We start from the raw sequence: 15,790 nt of genomic DNA, 5'->3' as shown, positions 1-15,790 counted from the left end.
TTTTGCTGTGGATAAGCTGAAGAAGATTCACTTATTATTAGTCATTAACGTAATAGCTCTGTTTTGCGTTGGCATTGTTGTGCAATATTCTTCTTCTGGAGGAAAGTGGGCTCCATTTGCAATTCACCAATTGGTCATATTCTCTTTCTTCTTTTTGCTTGCTATAGCTATGTCATTTATAGAGCTAGATTTTTATTTGAAGCACGCTTATTTTTTTTACATAGTAGCAGTAATTGCGCTGTTAGCAGTAAATTTTTTTGGCTCGCATATAATGGGTGCAACAAGATGGATAAGAATTGGGTCAATTAGTTTACAACCATCAGAATTTGTAAAAGTGGGCTTAATACTTGCACTTGCTTGTTATTTTAATAAACAAAGTGTGTATAAAATGATGAAATTTCAAAGCTTATTTAAGCCACTTATAATTATTTTCTTACCTGTATTCCTTGTATTGAAGCAACCTAATTTAGGAACAGCTGTAATAATATTGTTTATAGGAGCATCAATTATATTCACAGCAATAATGGAAAGATCTCATTTAATAATTTTTGGAACTCTTGGCATTTTCGCAATACCAGCTATTTGGCCTTTTTTGCGCCCTTATCACAAGCAAAGGATATTATCATTTTTGGATTCATCAGTAGATCCACTTGGAATAGGTTATAATGCACAGCAATCTCAAATAGCTATTGGTTCAGGAGGTTTGTTTGGTAAGGGATTTGTTAATGGGAGTCAAACTCAACTTGGATTTTTGCCAGAGAAACGCACAGATTTTGCTTTTGCGGTACTTAGTGAGGAATGGGGGTTCTTAGGCAGCATGACTTTGATTTTACTCTATACCACATTCCTCGCTATAATATTCTCTATCGCTTACAGGTCAAAAAATTATTTTTCTAAGTTAATATCTATCGGGGTTTTCGCCTTTTTTGGTGCTCATTTCTTTATAAACATTGGAATGACAATAGGCCTTTTACCTATAATAGGTGACCCACTTCCATTTCTATCCTATGGCGGAAGCACAACTGCTGCGAGCTTAATATGTATAGGATTGCTACTTAGTTCCGTGGCATCTATAAAGGACTTAAAGCTAAGTTTCCGATTTCACCCATAGAAAGAGCTTAGACAACCATCACTCTGCTAATGGTTAACGTCTTATTCTTCAATGAGAATCCCATTTTACGGTGCTTAAATCTATTCCCTCTTGTACCATTTCCAAAAGTGGGCTCATTTCTCTTAGCCGTCCAACATTTTTAGTAACAAGATCTGCTGCATATAGAACTTCATCTTTAGTTGTAAATCGGCCAAGGCCAAATCTAATTGATGAATGCTCAAGATCGTGGCCATTGTTTAGTGATCTTATGACATAAGAAGGCTCAAGGGATGCAGATGTGCATGCAGAACCAGAGCTTACTGCTAAATCCTTGATTGCCATGATAAGAGACTCACCCTCAACATAAGGAAAACTTAAGTTGAGGTTACCAGGAATCCTATTTTCATAGTCACCATTTAAAACAACATCAGGAAATGCTTCTTTTATTTTGTTGTACAAAATATCTCTCAGTTCTTCTAATTTACTTGCTTCTGCTCCCATTTCTTCTTTAGCAATACGTGCCGCTTCACCAAAACCAACTGCAAGGGGAGTGGGAACTGTTCCAGAGCGCATGCCTCTCTCCTGTCCACCACCACTAATTAGTGGCGTCAACCTAACACGAGGATTTTTTCTACGGACATATAATGCACCTATTCCCATAGGTCCATAAATTTTATGGCTAGAAAGGCTCATAAGATCAATGTTCATTTCATTTACGTCTATTGGAACTTTTCCAAAGCTTTGGGCAGCGTCTGTATGAAAAAATATATTATGCTTTCTACACATTGCACCAATTTCTTTGACAGGTTGCATTACTCCGATTTCATTATTTGCCATCATCACTGAAATCAGAATTGTTTTATCAGTGATTGCCTTCTCAAGTTTCAACAAATCTATAATTCCGTTTTGCTTAACGGACAAATATGTAACTTTAAAGCCTTCATTTTCCAGATGTCGACAAGAATCTAAAACGCACTTATGCTCCGTGCAGACAGTTATTATATGATTTCCCTTATTCTTATAAAAATGAGCAACACCTTTGATAGCCATGTTATTTGATTCGGTTGCACCCGAGGTAAAGACGATTTCTTTGCTGTCTGCATTCACTAAATCAGCAATGTGCTTCCTTGCTTTTTCTACTGCTTCCTCAGCTGTCCAACCAAATGAATGACTACGAGAGTGTGCATTACTAAACTCACCAAAATAAGCTATCATCACCTCCAAAACACGAGGATCTACTTTAGTAGTAGATTGATAATCGAGAAATATTGGTAATTTTATTTTAGTATCATGTATTTTCTTACTTTCAACATTCATAAAGCTACCAAAGAGACAAAATTTACAACTATTTAATAGCACTAAAGCTTAATTTTTTCAAGGTATAATCTTGCCTAAACGAAAGTTGTCAGCGCTCTCTCCTACGTTATTCCAGTGTCCCTGTAATGTCATTTTCTATGATCAGTGTTTATGCAGCTAGGTCGAATACGCGCTAGGTAACCCTACTAGTGCTAGCAGCTTCTTGACGCCCATCCATTAAGACTGCTACTCCATCAACTTTAGTACTGGGCTTTAACATCATATATGTAGCACCACCAACTGCTAGTCCTGTTGCTATAACTGCAACCACTTCTATTGGTGTAGAGGGTTTTGACTCAGCTGTAACTATTCCAGTTGCAGAAAGTGCTTTCGCTATTAAAACACCTGATAATGCAGTTGTACTACCGGCAAAAAAACCTTTCGCAATTGCTGATGTACGTTGTTTTTCCTCTTTAGTTAAATTCCTAGAAGCAGTTCTAGCATGATTTTTCACATTAACATAGGAGCCTTCACGTTTTTTTGGCGGAGTAAATACATAATCTCTTTGAATAGCCAAAGATGAAGGTGTCACTCTATAGTCATCTTTTATATTAACATTCGCACCGTTTCTTACGAGAGATTCTACCACGTCTGCATGGCCATTCATAAGAGCTAAATTAAAGGTGTCCATCCCTCCTTATCTTCTTGTTCATTAATCCTGATTTCATCTTTTTCCAACAGAGCATCTACTACCTCTTTATAATCATTTTCAGCAGCTAAATGTAAAGGTGTCTTTTTATTCTTATCTTTTATATTAACATCTATCCCTTTTGTTACTATTAAAGCCTTTGTCAAGCTCGTATAGCCTAACTTAGCAGTTAAATGTAATAATGTGAATTCATTATCTCCAACTTCAAATTTATAATTTACATAAAAATTACTCTCTTCCCACTGTTTAAATACCTCTTCATTGCTTGCCTTTAGCTCTCCTTTTACTTTTTCAATTACGTTCCTTTTATCTAATTTATTATCACTATTAACCGTACTTAATACTTCCCGCCACTGCTGATAATTTATTGTCATAATTTTTACCCTGATCTTAAATAATTAAAATAAGAAATCAATATTTATTTTAAATGAGCTTATAATCGAAATTGTGGGTAGCAAATTATTGCCTCTTGAATCACAATGTTCGTATAGCTGCAACCCTGAAGCTACTATCTCTCATCCACTGAAGGTATTGCACAGTGCTGTCTACTTGATCGTCGTGGCGGGTTTCTGGGAACATTAAAATTTCATACTCAAAATCGCTGAGCCATATTGCTTGATGCGGCAGAAAAACCTTGCCGGATTCTATTATCGGAACAATCTGGTGGAATCGAGCGATTTTACTGTTATGCGGCACTATCTCAATAACAGGTATTGTCTTTAGCTCTTGAATCAATTGTTGACCGCTTGTTTTTGCTTCGATTAAAATTGCGTGTGGCTTCCACCTTGCAGCTAGTGATAGAACTTGTTCTTTAAGTTTTGGATACTCAAGCTTCGCACGGTATACATCGAGTAAATAAAACTTATTATTCACCTTTGTCCAGGTGGTGCAGACACTAAAGCCGCTAGAATCGTTTGTTGAAACTGCAGTATCCCAGCTCTGAGTTATATGTAAGAGATTGTCAGGAAAATTTCTATAGCGTTTCAACCATTCTTGCTTAATTATACCACTTGAAAGTGGCAGAGGATTTTGTTGATATTGAGCAGCAAAAGCGTAACTCCCAAGTTCAGCCTTTATCATTTCAATTTCTCCTACATCTAGGGGATATAGCAGCCACTGCCATTAAGTTAAGGGAAAGAGAAGTTAAGATTGGACAAAAAATTTGAAGTGATTGATAATTATGGTAAATACTAGGGTGAATTTTTAAGAAAAGGGAGTCTGAAAAGTGCAAGTTATTTAAAAAAGTAATAATTGCAGGTTATTTTGCAAAGAATGTACTAATGCAATGATACTGAAAAGATATCTTGAATTTAAAACACATGTTTTCTAGCTCTTTTCTGGTAGTTGAGTGAACGAATATCAGATATCTTATGACGATCAACTCTTCTCCCTTTTCTCACCACTAAAGTGTTCATCAAAAATAACTGTGATAGTCGATACATAATGCAGTCTATGTCTGACTCTGTAGAAAAAATATCAAAGGCTAAGTTTTTAATCGCATTAAATGAGACAGATTTATTGATGCTTTTTTTTAGTTTACTATTCTGTGAGCTCAATGTCTCTTCATCATCTTCTATCATGATACTTTCTAGATTACTGATGAAGATAGTTGACCAAAAATCCTGCTTGATAGTTTCAATACTTTTTCCTGTGAAATTCTCTAAATTTAATCTTCCCTTCAGCCTAGAAAAAAATGTTTCTACTCCCCAGCGCAAGTAATATAATCTCTCAAACTCTTCAACTGTAAAACGTTTCTCATCTAACAGAGATGTTACTAACACTTCAACTTCGCCAGAAGAAAGTATTATTTTGACTAACCTGAATTTCATCTCATCAGGTAATCCTAGCTTTCGTAGCTGTCTTGCTACTTTAATAGGTGCGGTAGACACTACCACCGTACTAGATGGGCTTTCCGGCTTAAACATAGTGTTTATTTCATTGAAAGACGAACTTGAACAGCGAATTATATAATTGATTTTCCTTCCTGTAAGCTCAGCAAGAAATCGATAAGATACGTATCCTCTATCACAGATTAACAAATCGTCTGATTTTATGGATTCAAGCATACCGATTGCTAAATCAACCTCATAGCTGTCACCTCTACTTAGCACAGATTTTATTGCAATATTATTTAGCACATCGTAGCAAACTTCAAAGGTTGCACTTGTATAGTCTTCAAATCTCTGGATTCCATTCCATACTGCTCTTGAGCCAAACTCACCTATTATTTTGTCGCTCTTTGGCAGAATCAGTATTGAAGCATCAAATGCAAGTACTCTGAAGCCATGGTGGGTTTTAAATTCCTGATCTTGGTAGTATAGGGAAACTATATCATCATTTAACTCTGAAAACGCAGTATGTTTTAGCTTCTTTCTTGCTTGAGTAAATGCACTTGCCGTAATTGTATAATCTTTTCTTGTATGCAGAACAAACTCATTAAGCATCACTTGTAATGACTTTACACTCTTTCTAAAAATCAGGAGAAATACATTAACGAAGGGCAGCTTTCTTTTTCGTGAGAAGTCTTTTGAGGATGCTCTGTGTGCGTTTATAAAGTTTAAACTCATCAATTTATTTTTTATAAACATGATTATTCTTTTTTTTACTCATGTCATTACTTCTTTTAATTTGTGAATCTTACCTGATTTTATAATACAGTTCATCACTTTTCCTTAACTTAATGGCAGTGTATTATGCTTACCCTTTTCCTTTAATCTCTGGCAAAAACTAATAATGATAGGATTGTGATTCTTAGCTACTATAGCAGGAAAGAAAAGTGCTTTACGTAATGTTTGTGAACCGGATTTACTTAATCTGGGTTTGGCATATACAGAGGAACCTGACGTCATATTTCGTGGTATAACTCCTGTATATGCTGCCAATTGCCTGGCATCTCTAAAAACCTCTATGTCAGGAACTTCAGCTAAAATAGCTATTGCTGATTCTTCTCCTATTCCTGGAATAGTCAATAGAAGTTGAAAATTTTCCAACAATTCTTTATGTTGATTTAATAGTTCACGTACGGAGTTTTTTATTGTTTCTATTTTTTGAGCTATATTCATTGCAAGGTCTTCCCAAGCACTTGCAACTTCTTTAAGCAGTCTCTCTTTTTTTTCTAAGTGGTTATTTACTAATGTTAACTCATCTTTTAACGCAACTGAGCAACGATAAAGATGTTTTAATTTTTTCATTTCAGGAGAAGGTGGTGTCCAACTAGAAGGTTCCTGTCTTTGGCAATAATCAGCAATAACTTCTGCATCGGTCTGATCATTCTTTTGTCGTATCAGCTTACTCCTTGCATAAGATTTTATGCAATAAGGATTTACAACACTAACAGAATGTCCAGCGTTGTGCAGAAACTCAGCCAAAGCTTCGCTATAACAACCAGTAGCCTCCATGCAGGCTTTTACTTCTTCTACATTATGTTTTTGTAGAAAGCTAAGTAAACCTTGAAACCCAGAATCCTCGTTTTTAAAACTCCTTTTTCTAGTTTCACATCTTCCTTTTTTGCTTATGAACGAGAGAAAAACATCAAAGCGATCTTTCGATACATCTATACCTAAAAAGTTGTTGATCATATATAACCCCATGCGTTACCATTAAAAATGAAAAGTAAGGCTAGTCTTGTGAATACAGAATTAGAACCATTTAGGTTTTTCTACGATACCGTCCAGCCTGTACTCTTGAGAAGAGAACTCTTATCTACCTTACAGATTTTATATCTAAGACCACTGACAGAGTTCTTCTCTTCTCCATCTAATGCTTAAGCTTAAAACATTAGATGCTTTTTACAAGATACAAGACCATTAATGGGAAAAGATGGTGCATTAACGCCATTTGTAAAAAGGCTACTTGAAGCAAGCTTGGAGGGTGAAATAGAACATCATTTATCTACTGAAAGCGAAGAAAACAATCGTAGAAACGGAAGGAATGGAAAAACTTTGAAAACAAGTGCAGGTTCATTTGAACTATTGACACCAAGAGACAGAGAGGGAAGTTTTGAACCACAGATAGTGAAAAAAAGGCAAACAACAGAACTTGAAACAAAGATTTTGAGCATGTTTGCCAGCGGTATGAGATATAGAGACATAATGTCACACGTCGAAGAAATTTATGACAACAAGATATCGGTTGCTGAAATATCCAGTATTACTGATAAATTATTGCCAGTGATTAACGAATGGCGCAGTCGTCCTTTACAGGCAGTTTATCCGATAGTTTTTATGGATGGAATGTTCTTTAAAGTAAAAAAGGACGGACGCTGTGTAAGCAAGTGCATGTATAATATATTAGGTATAGATCAGAATGGCAGAAAAGAGGTGTTAGGCTTCTATTTAGCTGAAAGTGAAGGAGCGAACTTCTGGTTAGGTGTACTAAACGACCTCAAGGAAAGAGGTGTAGAAGATATCCTAATAGCCTGTGTTAAAAAGCTTTCCTACAGCTATAAACAGCGTCTTTCCTAATACAGAAATGTATAGTGCATCAGATACGTAATTCATTGAAGTATGTGGCTAGCAAAGATACAAAGAGCTTTTTAAGTGATTTGAGGAAGGTATATCAAGCACCAAGCAAGGAAATTGCTGAGAATTATCTACTAGAACTGGATGAAAAATGGGGTGCAAAGTACCCTATGGTTATAAAATCGTGGCAGAATAATTGGGAAAATTTGTCTAGTTATTTCAAGTATTCTGATCCAATGAGGAGAGTAATTTACACCACTAATCCGATAGAGGGACTACACAGGCAAATTAGAAAATTCACCAAGACCAAAGGCTCATTTACCAGCACAAATGCCTTGTATAAACAGGTATATTGTGCTATAAAAAAGGTGGAAGAAAAGTGGACGATGCCTGTACGTGATTGGGCATTAACTATGTCACAGCTTGATATTTTCTTTCCTGGTAGATTGAAAATTGAGTTGAGTTGAAAATGTGGTTTGACACACTTTATTTAACACTCCCTCGGTGTCAGAAACTGATCAAACCATTTATTAAAGATATCCATATTGCAGTGGCCTTCAAAGGTTAACGGAGCAATTATTTTTCTTCCACTTAAGGCTGCAACCATGCTAATTCGTTGAGTTTTCTTCCCAGATTTTAGGGCATAAAACCGCTGTCCTTTCTGGCAATACCCATAGGTTCAGTGTCCAGACTCATCTATATACACTAATTCTTTAGGTTCTTTTGTTGCTATAACCTTTGAAAATTGAGCTCGCTTTTCTTCATTTCTTTCTTTATATCCGTAGGTCTTTTTTTTCTTGTGAATCCTATATTTTTAAGTGCTCGATGAATTGTTTGTCTACTAATATTGCCCCAGCATCTCTGACTGAGTTTTGCCACCTTGCTCATTTGCAAATTCGGCAAATGCATTCCAGTCGGTAATTTTATGCCACGCTTCCAGGCTTTTTTGACTGAAAATCTCCCGTTTTCTCACGTCTTTTCTTCCACTCATATAAAGTTGTTTTTCCGATCTTAAATCTCTTGGCAACAGTTTCTCCACTCTCTCCTTCATCCAATGCTTCCATTACCTTTTTTCTTAAGTCATAACTATTTGCTACTGGCATCCTTACCTTCCACTACTATCAATCCATATCTTACTCTTTTTGGATTATTATGAGAAGGGCTATACTATCAGAAAGAGGGAGACTATGCTACTCCTTTCTATCCACTTTTTTGAGCAATCCACTTCTACATCTAACACACATCTCAGTGATTATAATATCCAATTTTTGATCATGTTTTTCTACAGGTAAATTTTTACAATATTGCTTCTCATAGGCTACACCTATAAATATTTTTCCAAGTGGCCGTAATTTTTTTATCATTTCATCATACCAACCACCGCCAAAACCTAACCTATTAAAATGATCATCAAAAGCAACAATAGGGGTAATGATTGTGTCGGGAATTATATCTTCATCTGCTTTATTCCATTCCTCAAATTTTAATAACTTATTTTTATTAGGAATTGCTACTTTATATCCTAAATCGAGTAAATGATGCATCAAAGGCACAACATTAATTTCTCCGTCTGTTGGAATGTACGCTGCTATTGTTTTACCTTTAACGCAACTTAAGTTTTTGTTAAAGAGATTAATAAGAGAATTTGCTGCATAACTAGAATAACTTTCATCAACATCTTTTCTTATGGTTCTATATTGCTTCCTTAGTTCCTCTTTGTGCTGTTTAGTGTCTTTGAACATGTTCTATCCATTTTGCAGTGAGCTTTTCTTGTAAACTATTTTGCTTCAAGCGCTCACTTAAAAAATCAAAGTCAACAAGCTCCATATCCTGGTCTTGATTACTGCAACTATAAACAAAACTTATTTCTCCTGTTTCCTTATTTATGTGTTGCTGAATACATTGAGCGCAGATTTCTTTCATCATGCACTGCATAGGAGAGTTAACTGATGATATTGCTATGTGTTTTGGTTTTAGATATGGCTTTAAAATTGTTTTTCTAGCTTCATTTATAGCTTTCATCATTTTATCAGAACCAATAGTGATGATTTTATCTATAGTGTTTAAACTAATAGTAATTTTACCTAACTTTCCTTGCTGATATGAGATTATTGCATCAACTATATTACCATGAAAGGATTTATCCTGTTCTCTGCTTGTTTCTATCAATCCTTCTTCACATACCCAAATTACTGCACTTGATGCACGTTCTATCAGTGCTCGTTTAAATACATCACTTAATTTTTTATAGCCAGCGAAATATAAAACCTTATGATTGTTTTCAAGACATGCCTTCCCTATCGAAAATAACACTGCATTTCCAACTCCACCGCCAATGAGCATTATATTCTTCATAAACTTTTTATGGAGTAGAAAACCTCTCTAACTTCAATTAAACTGATAACTAACAGCTGCATTTTTACGCATATTATCCAATAACAGGTTGCTTTGTATCATAATCTTTTGTTGATACATTTCCTGTTTGATTGCTTCTATATCCATTGCATTATTTTTGATATCACATAACATCATCAACTTTGCAGTGCTATTTTCTCTTAATTCTACTATTTCATTCATATTTGTTTTACTAAATAAAATCTGTAAATCAGGATTTAAATTTCGCATTTTTATTTCAAACTCTTTTACGCTTGGCAACTTGAAATCATCTGCTAACTTGTCAAAATTTAAACAACTGACCTTTTGCTCCTTAAAACTAGAGAGTAAACTTTCTGAACCTTCAACTACAACCTGTTTCAGTTTTAAAGTACTTTTCAGCATTGTATGATTAAGCTGTACTTTATCTATGACTTTTATAACAGAGTAACCTTCGCTTAAACTAACCGGACCTGCTACATCACTGATTTCTAATCCTTCCAAAACGTCCTTGAGTTTACCTTTTAGCTGACTTAAATTAACGGTTGCTTTGCTCATCTTTATTGAAGATTCTGGATTATTACTGCTACGTAATTGTTTTATTAAATCTTCAGCCATCTTCTGATCAGGAATTACAAACTCCTGAAATGTAATAAGGTAGTCAGGTTTCTCTTTTTGTTTTCTTACATCGTCCACTTCTTTATCGCTGATATTGACAAGTGGCACAATTCCTACTTCAATAATCTTGTTCCACAGTAGCTGACACTTTACTTGTTTTTTTAGGGTATTGAGATCTATATTATGCTTTTTTACGTATTGATCAACTTCATCAGCCTCAAGTTTTAAACTTTGAGTTAAGAATAACGTGACAGCATTATTTAACTCCTCGTTACTCAATTCTATATTCATCTTCTGTGCTTCGCTGACAATGATAATTTCGTCTATTAACTGTCTTAGAATTTGAGATTTTACCTCTTTTTGATTAATCTTCTGATTGCCAAGCAATGAATTTATAAAATTGACGCGTTTTTCAATATCTAAATTTGAAATTGGCTCACCATTTACATCTGCAACAATTTCAATCTCAGTTGCAAGTAACCTAAGCGGCAGCATTATTAATATCAAAATTAGTATTTTATGCATATAAAATTATTTAGCTAATAACTAATTCTATAATAAATGCTGAGAGAATGCTAGCTAATAGTCGAAAGGAGAAAATAAAGCAATTCTAATAAATACCTAAACAGTAATATACGGAAGGAGAGGGATTCGAACCCTCGATACGACTTTTCAATCGTATAACGGTTTAGCAAACCGCCGCCTTCAGCCGCTCGGCCACCCTTCCAAGTTTAGAACTTAAGATTATATAATATCAAGACCTTTACTGCCTGTCTAATGCTTTTAAACGCAATGTTAAAAACAACAATATTTTTCTAAGCAGCTCTAATGCAAACTAATTTCTACTTTTTTCAATGATTTCTTTTGCTTCTTCTACATCAGCCCATTCTCCAACTGTCACCGTTTTTCCCTTTTCTAAATCTTTATAATGAGAAAAGAAATGAGAAATTTTATCTAGTAAGTTTTTAGGTAAGTCAGAATAGTTTTTTATATTCTCATAATAGCTATCAACACTGGAGATAGGTACGGCTAATATTTTTTCATCCTCTCCTTTTTCATCTTTAGTGAGCAATGCACCTACTGGACGCACTGATATCAAAACCCCAGATGCTAAAGGAAATTGAGTTATCACCAAAACATCTACAGGATCACCATCACCTGCACAGGTGTTTGGTACAAATCCATAATTGCAAGGATAAGTCATTGAAGTAGACAAAAATCTGTCAACTTGTAATAACCCGAGCTCTTTATTAAATTCATACTTTACAGGCTCAGCATTTGCGCCTATTTCAATTACCACATTCACCGCATTTGGTCCCGCTGTTATTTTACTTAAATCCATAAATTACCTCTTAACTTAAGAATAAGCATTATACAATATGTGCTTTTAAGTTGCCACATTTATGTAGTTCTGAGCTTATTTTGCATGGAGCGGTTCTAATTTTTTCTTCCGCACATCATCGACTGTTGAAAGTGGTGGTTCCTGTGGTGGTTTCAACAATTGAGATAAGGCATATACTATTACGATAGTAAGCACTGCAGCAACTATGAAATTGATGAGATTATTTTGTGGCAAAATATTTGTTATTGAGTTGAATAACTTTTGCTCCATAAAGAAATAATCAGCAGTATATAATCCAATAGACAATATAAACATACCTAAAGCTAATTTACAAAATGTGTTTTTATGATTTTTGTTTTTTTTGTTACTGATAGTAGAGTTTAGTCTGCATTCACTTTGTGGCACTGAGTAATACGTATTCTCAGGGTTTGTTACTAATTGTTCAAATGCATCACTATTTTGGTTTTTTAGTAGTTGCTCTAGAGTACGTTTGATATTTTTAGGTATAGAGAATCTTGACTGTCTTGCTCTCTTGCAGCTGTAAATGTCCCGTTCAATTCACTTATACCTCTATAATTAAGTGTATACTTGGTGAATCCATTTCTATACGGTAACTCAATTTTTCTTAATACGTTTATTAACTGTAAGATGTAACTGTAATACAGTGGTGTGTTGATTACTCTAGCTTTCTCATTAATATATTGATTGAGTGATAAAATATCTCCATTTCCAGTACATGTAGAAAATATACCATAACTAGAAAACAGTAATGCTATGTCTTTATCGACTTTTATATCATGTATGGAATAATAATGATTTATTACCTCTTTACATAAGCTGAATTCTTTATCAAATTCATTTGCATAGCTTATTTTGAGTAACTTTTTAACATTATTGAGTACTTGTTTCTCAAAGTCATCATTATTGTTAAATAGAGCTTCACCTTTCGGATTTGCTAGAATATTAAAAAGCTTTAGTTTTTTTTGATCTTCTGTCAATTCTACTTGATCTACAATTTCCCTTAGCAGTTTCTTCGAAGTGTCACAAAGAGTAGGTATTTTTTTACTTTCAACTGCAGCATATATTTTATCAATTACTTCTTGAGTATTGAACTGAGCATTTTCTGCAAGAACTCTATAAGCTTGAACATAAATTAAAAACAATCCTTGTAGACTAAATTTTAAGTTAAAATATTTGTCTAATGGTTCTTGTTCTTCTTTATTAATGAATTTAGATAGGCCTATATGATTTCTGTGATCCATGCAGTTATGTAAGTTAGCATGTTGAAAACTGCCTTCACGAATGAATACAGCTTCCAATAAATTGCCCTTACCAACAATTCTTATTAATTTTTCAACTTCTTTAACCATTCCTCTAGCCCACAGTATAATAATTATCTTTATAGTATAAAGAATATAGGATAAAACAGCAATAAATTTTATTGTATGTTTACATTCTGCATTAAAAGATTAAACCACCAAGTTAGGAGCATATCCAACCTCCACCGATAACTTGTTCGCCCTTATATGCTACACAGGCTTGACCTGGACTGATGCCAAAGTAATCGTCGTTTAAAATTACACAGGCTTTGTTCTTTTCGTCAGTTGAATATATTGTCGCTAAGCTTCCTGCATGTGATGACCTGAGCTTCACAGTTACTTCCATACCTTCCTTTGGTTGTTCTAACCAATTTAACTCTTTGATCAATATTTTTTTTTGCATTAATGCGTTGATCGGACCTACTATAACCTCATTATTCTCTGTATTAATTTTTATCACGTAAAGAGGCTCATTGTGTGCGATGCAGAGGCCTCTTCTCTGCCCCACTGTAAAATTTACTATGCCGCTGTGCTCACCTAGCACTTTTCCATGAATATCTACTATTTTACCTTTCTGTACAGATTGTGGAGCTAATTTAGCTATTGTTTTACTATAGCTTTCGGAAACAAAGCATATATCTTGACTATCCGGCTTTTCAGAGATTTGTAAGCTAAAATATTTTGCTAATTTTCTTATATCACTTTTATAGAACTCACCTAGTGGAAATCGCAAAAGCTTTAACTGCTCCTCAGTTGTAGCAAACAAAAAATAACTTTGATCTTTACTTTTATCAATACTTCTGCACAACTTTACCTCACCATTTTCTTCTAATCTTCTTACGTAATGTCCTGTTACGAGCACATTCGCACCAAGATTTTTTGTGACTTGCAATAGATCACGGAATTTTACTGTTTGGTTACATCTTACACATGGTATGGGGGTTTCCCCACGCATATAGGTATTTGCAAAATCCTCTATTACTTCCTTTTTAAATGTTTCTTCGTAATTTAAAATATAATGAGGAAAGCCAACACTTTCAGCTACGCGTTTGGCGTCATAAATATCTTGTCCAGCGCAGCATGCACCTTTTCTTGCATTAGCATTGCCATCAGTGCCATATAGCTGAAGAGTCACACCTATCACTTCGTACCCAAGGTTATACAGCAGTGCTGCAGCAACGGAGCTATCAACTCCCCCGGACATTGCAACAATAGCCTTAGTTTGATGCGGAGCTTTATCTTTTAATAAAGGTTCAATTTCAAATTCTTTTAGCATATAATTTATAAACACAAACCTGGTGTCAAGCACTGGAATCCAGTTTCTATTACACAATTTCATCGAAACAGCGTACTTATTTGTAGTCAAGTTCCAGTGTCAAGCGCTGGGATGACACCCCTTCCTGCTGGAAGTTGCTTTTAAATTACTTGGTGCGTGACACTGGGATCTCATTTATATTACATAATTCCATCAAAACAATTCGATAAACTGCCTTCAAAAACAATTTAATCTTGCTTGAATAAAACATGGCCAAAATAGTCCATGTTTTCAAGTACTTTTCCACTACCCAGGGCAACACAACAAAGTGGATCATCTGCAACACGAACTGGTAATTTTGTTGTTTCACTAATAACTTTACTCAAGTTGCGCAATAACCCACCTCCACCAGATAAAATTATTCCTCTATCAACTATATCAGAAGAAAGTTCAGGTGGAGTACTCTCCAGTGCAGTTCTAATAGCAGAAATTATCTGATGTACAGGCTCTATTAGGCTCTCTGCAACTTGATATTCTGATAAAAGCATTTCTTTTGGCATACCACTCACTAAATCCCTGCCTTTAATTATCATTCCCTCTTTGTTGTTTTCAACTGGCAGACTGGCTGAACCGACGTTTTTCTTAATTTTTTCAGCAGTTGTTTCGCCAATCAATAACTTATGATTTTCACGAATGTATGACTTTATTGCCTCATCCATAATATCGCCACCTACTCTGGCAGAACGTGAATAAACAATTCCACCTAAAGAAATAATTGCAACTTCAGTTGTACCACCTCCTATGTCAACAATCATAGAACCTTCAGGTTCGGTAACTGGAAGTCCAGCCCCAATTGCTGCAGCCATTGGTTCTTCAATTAAGAATACTTCATTTGCACCAGCACTTTCTGCTGCATCTTGTATAGCACGCCTTTCAACTGGGGTAGATCCAGATGGAACACATATGATAATATTAGGCTTATTAACAGTGAATCTTGTGTTTGCGCTGCGTATGAAATATTTTAACATTTCTTCCGCGCTTTTAAAATCAGCAATAACTCCGTCTTTCAAGGGCCTTATCGCTTCTATTTCTCCAGGTGTTTTTCCGAGCATCATCTTAGCTTTTTTGCCAAAAGCATAAGGAACGTAACTTCCTTTTTCTTTTACTCTTGCTACAACTGAGGGTTCATCAAGCACTATCCCCTGACTTTTCTGATAAACTAAAGTATTTGCAGTACCAAGATCTATAGCAATATCGCTAGCAAATAAACCTTTGAAAGTAAAAAAATTTCTGATTAAATTCTGAACAAAACTCATACACAACTCAAG

13 protein-coding genes, 1 tRNA gene and 4 pseudogenes are annotated in these 15,790 nt (G+C 34.9%); 2 read left to right on the top strand and 16 right to left on the bottom strand.

The annotated features are described in order from the left end of the window. The first annotated feature begins 7 nt into the window (after positions 1-7). Entirely contained in the window at positions 8-1,111 is a 1,104-nt protein-coding gene (rodA, locus tag OPR42_RS03525) for a rod shape-determining protein RodA (RefSeq protein ID WP_265041842.1), read from the top strand. 48 nt (positions 1,112-1,159) lie between these two features. Here the strand turns inward: rodA and OPR42_RS03520 are convergent, their stop codons facing one another. The 6 genes and pseudogenes from OPR42_RS03520 to OPR42_RS03495 form a co-directional block, all read right to left on the bottom strand. Then, positions 1,160-2,407: an IscS subfamily cysteine desulfurase gene (locus tag OPR42_RS03520; RefSeq protein WP_265041841.1), complete on the bottom strand. Its 1,248-nt coding sequence runs from the start codon at positions 2,405-2,407 to the stop codon at positions 1,160-1,162. 172 nt (positions 2,408-2,579) lie between these two features. Continuing rightward, on the bottom strand, positions 2,580-3,077 hold the full coding sequence (locus tag OPR42_RS03515) for a hypothetical protein (RefSeq protein ID WP_265041839.1): 498 nt from the start codon (positions 3,075-3,077) through the stop codon (positions 2,580-2,582). Beyond that, entirely contained in the window at positions 3,059-3,469 is a 411-nt protein-coding gene (locus tag OPR42_RS03510; RefSeq protein ID WP_265041837.1) for an ankyrin repeat domain-containing protein, read from the bottom strand. Before OPR42_RS03510 ends, OPR42_RS03515 begins: the two co-directional genes overlap by 19 nt. A gap of 100 nt (positions 3,470-3,569) precedes the next feature. Beyond that, positions 3,570-4,208: pseudogene (terL, locus tag OPR42_RS03505) on the bottom strand (phage terminase large subunit); the annotation flags it as partial. Between the two features lie 197 nt (positions 4,209-4,405). Then, positions 4,406-5,683, bottom strand: coding sequence for an IS4 family transposase (locus tag OPR42_RS03500; RefSeq protein ID WP_265041416.1), 1,278 nt, complete (start codon positions 5,681-5,683; stop codon positions 4,406-4,408). Positions 5,684-5,788: 105 nt separating this feature from the next. After that, positions 5,789-6,673, bottom strand: a pseudogene (locus OPR42_RS03495) (IS110 family RNA-guided transposase); the annotation flags it as partial. 231 nt (positions 6,674-6,904) lie between these two features. Here OPR42_RS03495 and OPR42_RS03490 point away from each other — a divergent pair. After that, a pseudogene (locus tag OPR42_RS03490) lies at positions 6,905-8,022 on the top strand (IS256 family transposase). Between the two features lie 35 nt (positions 8,023-8,057). Here OPR42_RS03490 and OPR42_RS03485 read toward each other — a convergent pair. The 10 genes and pseudogenes from OPR42_RS03485 to OPR42_RS03440 all read right to left on the bottom strand — a co-directional run. Then, positions 8,058-8,658, bottom strand: a pseudogene (locus OPR42_RS03485) (IS630 transposase-related protein); the annotation flags it as partial. An 87-nt stretch (positions 8,659-8,745) separates the two neighbouring features. Beyond that, positions 8,746-9,297 carry a 5-formyltetrahydrofolate cyclo-ligase gene (locus tag OPR42_RS03480; RefSeq protein ID WP_010403418.1) on the bottom strand — a complete coding sequence of 184 codons (552 nt, stop codon included), beginning with the start codon at positions 9,295-9,297 and terminating at the stop codon, positions 8,746-8,748. Then, positions 9,281-9,910 (bottom strand): ferredoxin reductase domain-containing protein, encoded by a 630-nt coding sequence (locus OPR42_RS03475; protein WP_265041835.1) that lies wholly within the window; start codon positions 9,908-9,910, stop codon positions 9,281-9,283. Before OPR42_RS03475 ends, OPR42_RS03480 begins: the two co-directional genes overlap by 17 nt. Before the next feature lie 33 nt (positions 9,911-9,943). Beyond that, the gene (locus tag OPR42_RS03470; RefSeq protein ID WP_264377203.1) at positions 9,944-11,071 is read right to left on the bottom strand and encodes a SurA N-terminal domain-containing protein; all 1,128 of its coding nucleotides are present in this window, start codon (positions 11,069-11,071) and stop codon (positions 9,944-9,946) included. A gap of 111 nt (positions 11,072-11,182) precedes the next feature. Next, positions 11,183-11,273: transfer RNA gene (locus OPR42_RS03465), tRNA-Ser, on the bottom strand. Between the two features lie 108 nt (positions 11,274-11,381). After that, positions 11,382-11,888 carry an inorganic diphosphatase gene (ppa, locus tag OPR42_RS03460; protein WP_265041832.1) on the bottom strand — a complete coding sequence of 169 codons (507 nt, stop codon included), beginning with the start codon at positions 11,886-11,888 and terminating at the stop codon, positions 11,382-11,384. 75 nt (positions 11,889-11,963) lie between these two features. After that, complete coding sequence (locus tag OPR42_RS03455) at positions 11,964-12,203, bottom strand: hypothetical protein (protein ID WP_265041830.1); 240 nt, start codon at positions 12,201-12,203, stop codon at positions 11,964-11,966. 164 nt (positions 12,204-12,367) lie between these two features. After that, entirely contained in the window at positions 12,368-13,258 is an 891-nt protein-coding gene (locus OPR42_RS03450; RefSeq protein WP_265041828.1) for a WD1261 family protein, read from the bottom strand. Positions 13,259-13,370: 112 nt separating this feature from the next. Beyond that, positions 13,371-14,483 carry a tRNA 2-thiouridine(34) synthase MnmA gene (gene mnmA, locus OPR42_RS03445; protein WP_265042363.1) on the bottom strand — a complete coding sequence of 371 codons (1,113 nt, stop codon included), beginning with the start codon at positions 14,481-14,483 and terminating at the stop codon, positions 13,371-13,373. A 227-nt stretch (positions 14,484-14,710) separates the two neighbouring features. Further along, the gene (locus OPR42_RS03440; RefSeq protein ID WP_064085834.1) at positions 14,711-15,778 is read right to left on the bottom strand and encodes a rod shape-determining protein; all 1,068 of its coding nucleotides are present in this window, start codon (positions 15,776-15,778) and stop codon (positions 14,711-14,713) included. Positions 15,779-15,790 lie beyond the last annotated feature (12 nt).

It is taken from the genome of Wolbachia endosymbiont (group B) of Melanostoma mellinum, assembly GCF_947251465.1.
GTDB lineage: Bacteria > Pseudomonadota > Alphaproteobacteria > Rickettsiales > Anaplasmataceae > Wolbachia.
Note: the sequence above shows the minus strand (reverse complement) of the source record. Positions and strands in the feature narration are given on the sequence as shown.

What these genes read in the sequence shown, in the direction of transcription:
- OPR42_RS03520 (WP_265041841.1), bottom strand. Translation starts at nt 2,407, where the DNA reads ATGAATGTTGAAAGTAAGAAAATACATGATACTAAAATAAAATTACCA.
- OPR42_RS03515 (WP_265041839.1), bottom strand. Translation starts at nt 3,077, where the DNA reads ATGGACACCTTTAATTTAGCTCTTATGAATGGCCATGCAGACGTGGTA.
- OPR42_RS03510 (WP_265041837.1), bottom strand. Translation starts at nt 3,469, where the DNA reads ATGACAATAAATTATCAGCAGTGGCGGGAAGTATTAAGTACGGTTAAT.
- OPR42_RS03500 (WP_265041416.1), bottom strand. Translation starts at nt 5,683, where the DNA reads ATGTTTATAAAAAATAAATTGATGAGTTTAAACTTTATAAACGCACAC.
- OPR42_RS03480 (WP_010403418.1), bottom strand. Translation starts at nt 9,297, where the DNA reads ATGTTCAAAGACACTAAACAGCACAAAGAGGAACTAAGGAAGCAATAT.
- OPR42_RS03475 (WP_265041835.1), bottom strand. Translation starts at nt 9,910, where the DNA reads ATGAAGAATATAATGCTCATTGGCGGTGGAGTTGGAAATGCAGTGTTA.
- OPR42_RS03470 (WP_264377203.1), bottom strand. Translation starts at nt 11,071, where the DNA reads ATGCATAAAATACTAATTTTGATATTAATAATGCTGCCGCTTAGGTTA.
- ppa (WP_265041832.1), bottom strand. Translation starts at nt 11,888, where the DNA reads ATGGATTTAAGTAAAATAACAGCGGGACCAAATGCGGTGAATGTGGTA.
- OPR42_RS03455 (WP_265041830.1), bottom strand. Translation starts at nt 12,203, where the DNA reads ATGTTTATATTGTCTATTGGATTATATACTGCTGATTATTTCTTTATG.
- OPR42_RS03450 (WP_265041828.1), bottom strand. Translation starts at nt 13,258, where the DNA reads ATGGTTAAAGAAGTTGAAAAATTAATAAGAATTGTTGGTAAGGGCAAT.
- mnmA (WP_265042363.1), bottom strand. Translation starts at nt 14,483, where the DNA reads ATGCTAAAAGAATTTGAAATTGAACCTTTATTAAAAGATAAAGCTCCG.
- OPR42_RS03440 (WP_064085834.1), bottom strand. Translation starts at nt 15,778, where the DNA reads ATGAGTTTTGTTCAGAATTTAATCAGAAATTTTTTTACTTTCAAAGGT.